The organism is Micromonospora sp. ATLC20 (assembly GCF_057196585.1).
In genome coordinates this window covers 1-2,667 of record NZ_JBXUOV010000332.1, presented here as the reverse complement: position 1 = coordinate 2,667, position 2,667 = coordinate 1, and the positions used below count along the sequence as shown (strand labels likewise).

Here is a 2,667-nt window from a genome sequence, read left to right as displayed (position 1 = left end):
CCCATCGGCGCGCCCGGGCCCATCGGGCCGGGGCCACCCGGGCCACGGGGGCCGTCGTAGCCACCGCGCGGGCCGTCGTAGCCACCGGCGAACGCGCCGGTCGGCTCGTCGTAGCGGTTGCCGTACCGGTCGGCGGGCGGGCCGGGCTGGGCTGGCATCTGGCGGGGTGGCATCGGCGGCTGCGGCACCGGCGACATGCCCCGGTCGTCGCGCATCGGCGGGCCGAGCCGGTCGGCCATCCGGGGGTCGCCACCGCGCCCGGCCGGCGCGCCACCGCGCTCCTCCAGCTCGGCGAGCTGCCGCTCGACCCGGTCGAGGTGCAGGTCGACCTGCCACTCGTCGTAGCCGTTGAACCGGACCCGGAAGACGACGTCGTGGACCTCCTGGGAGGCCACGGGCGCGCCGATCGGCTGGCCGTCGAGTGTCGCCTCGACCCGGTCCAGGAAGGCGTCGACCTCGTCGACCTTGTAGCCCCGGCGGAGCGCCTTACGCCGGAAACGCTGACCCTGACTCGCCACTATGTCTCCTGGTCTCGTACCGCTACGCCGTTGCCGCGCGTGAGTCGCCGTCCGTGTCCCCGGCGGCGGCGAGCTGCCCACAGGCCCCGTCGATCTCGCGTCCCCGGGTGTCGCGCACCGTGGTCGACACCCCGGCGTCGCGCAACCGCCGGACGAACTCCCGCTCGACCGGCTTCGGGCTGGCGTCCCAGCGGCTGCCCGGAGTCGGGTTGAGCGGGATCAGGTTCACGTGGGCCAGCTTGCCGGCCAGTAGCCGCCCGAGCAGATCGGCTCTCCACGGCTGATCGTTCACGTCCTTGATCATCGCGTATTCGATGGACACGCGACGCCCCGTCGTGGCCGCGTAGTCCCACGCCGCGTCCAGCACCTCGGACACCTTCCAGCGCTGGTTGACCGGGACGAGTTCGTCGCGCAGCTCATCATCGGGGGCGTGCAGCGACAGCGCAAGGGTCACCGAGAGGTCTTCGCTGGCCAGTCGGCGGATCGCCGGCACCAGACCGACGGTCGAGACGGTGATGTGCCGCTGCGACAGGCCCAGTCCCTCCGGCGCCGGGGCGACCAGCCGGCGGATCGCCGCCACCACCCGCGAGTAGTTCGCGAGCGGCTCGCCCATGCCCATGAACACCACGTGCGACAGCCGCGGCGGCGACCCGGACACGGCGCCGGAGGCGGCCACCCCGGCCAGGTAGACCGCCTGGTCGACGATCTCGGCGGTGGACAGGTTACGGGTCAGCCCGGCCTGGCCGGTGGCGCAGAACGGGCAGGCCATGCCGCAGCCGGCCTGGCTGGAGATGCAGACGGTCACCCGGTCCGGGTAGCCCATCAGCACGCTCTCCACCAGCGAGCCGTCGTGCAGCCGCCAGAGCGCCTTGCGGGTCGCGCCGTCGTCGCAGGCCAGCTCGCGGACCGGGGTGAGCAGCGTGGGCAGCAGCTCACCCGCCAGCCGCTCCCGGGTCGCGGCCGGCAGGTCGGTCATCCGCTCCGCGTCGCGCACCAGGCGGCCGAAGTAGTGGTTGGAGACCTGCTTGGCGCGGAACGCGGGCTCACCCAGCTCGGTGACGAGCGCCTGCCGGCCCGGCAGGTCCAGGTCGGCGAGGTGGCGGGGAGGCATCGCGGGCCGGCGGCCGCGGGCGTCGGGGTCTACGGAGATCAGCGGAAGACTCGTCATGGCGCGTCCAGTCTGACACGCTCCCGCCCGGACGCACCCGTCCGTACGTGTCGAATCGCCCCCGGCCACCCGGCCCGCAGCGGGTCGCCGCCGTGACGCATGCCTCAGTTCACCACCGGGACGAAGACGGCGAGCAGCAGGTACGCCACCGGCACGGCGAACAGGATCGAGTCGAGCCGGTCCATCAGGCCGCCGTGCCCGGGCAGCAGGTTGCTCATGTCCTTGACACCGAGATCCCGCTTGATCATCGACTCGGCGAGGTCACCGAGCACCGCCGAGACCGAGATCGCCATCCCGAACAGCGCACCCCACCAGGGGGCCACGTCGAACAACGCCCACAGCAGCGCCGCGCTGCCCGCCGCGGCGGCGGTCACCGAGCCGGCGAAGCCCTCCCAGGACTTCTTCGGGCTGATCGTCGGCGCCATCGGGTGCTTGCCGAACGACACGCCCGCGGCGTATCCGCCGGTGTCGGAGAGCACCACCGCCGCCAGCGTCACCAGCACCCGCAGGTGCCCGTCACCGGGCGCCGCCGCGAGCATCGCCGCGAACCCGGCGAGGAACGGCACGTACACCGCGATCAGGGTGGCCGCGGTCAGGTCGCGCTGGTAGTTGCCGGGCCCGTCGCCCAGCCGCCAGATCATCGTGCCCAGCACCGTGACCAGCAGGCCGAGGCAGAGCGCGTCGGGACCCGCGTACCAGGCCAGGCCCACGGTGATCACGCCACCGGCGACCAGCGGCGCCAGCGGCGGGTGGGCGCCGCTGCGGCGTACCGCGCGGGCCATCTCCCAGATGCCGATCCCCACAGCGGTCGCGAGCACGGCGAGGAACGCCGGCATGAAGAAGAACAGCGGCACCACGACCGCCGCGCCGAGGGCCACCCCGACGCCGATCGCGGCCGGCAGGTTGCGCCCCGCCCGGGACGTCTTCGGCGCGGTGGTCGGCGGGCGCTCGGCGCTCGCCCGCCGGCGCCCCGGCCCGCGG

Annotated in this window: 3 protein-coding genes; all 3 read right to left on the bottom strand. The window is 74.0% G+C overall.

The features are described from left to right. Positions 1–518, bottom strand: a 518-nt coding sequence (locus AC2CHG_RS30990; protein WP_358012057.1) for a DivIVA domain-containing protein, incomplete at its 3' end; no start/stop codon positions are given. Positions 519–540: 22 nt separating this feature from the next. Further along, positions 541–1,686: a dual-specificity RNA methyltransferase RlmN gene (rlmN, locus tag AC2CHG_RS30985; RefSeq protein WP_135243775.1), complete on the bottom strand. Its 1,146-nt coding sequence runs from the start codon at positions 1,684–1,686 to the stop codon at positions 541–543. A 104-nt stretch (positions 1,687–1,790) separates the two neighbouring features. Next, positions 1,791–2,667: phosphatidate cytidylyltransferase (locus AC2CHG_RS30980; RefSeq protein ID WP_484526158.1), on the bottom strand; the 877-nt coding region annotated here is incomplete at its 5' end.

What these genes read in the sequence shown, in the direction of transcription:
- rlmN (WP_135243775.1), bottom strand. Translation starts at nt 1,686, where the DNA reads ATGACGAGTCTTCCGCTGATCTCCGTAGACCCCGACGCCCGCGGCCGC.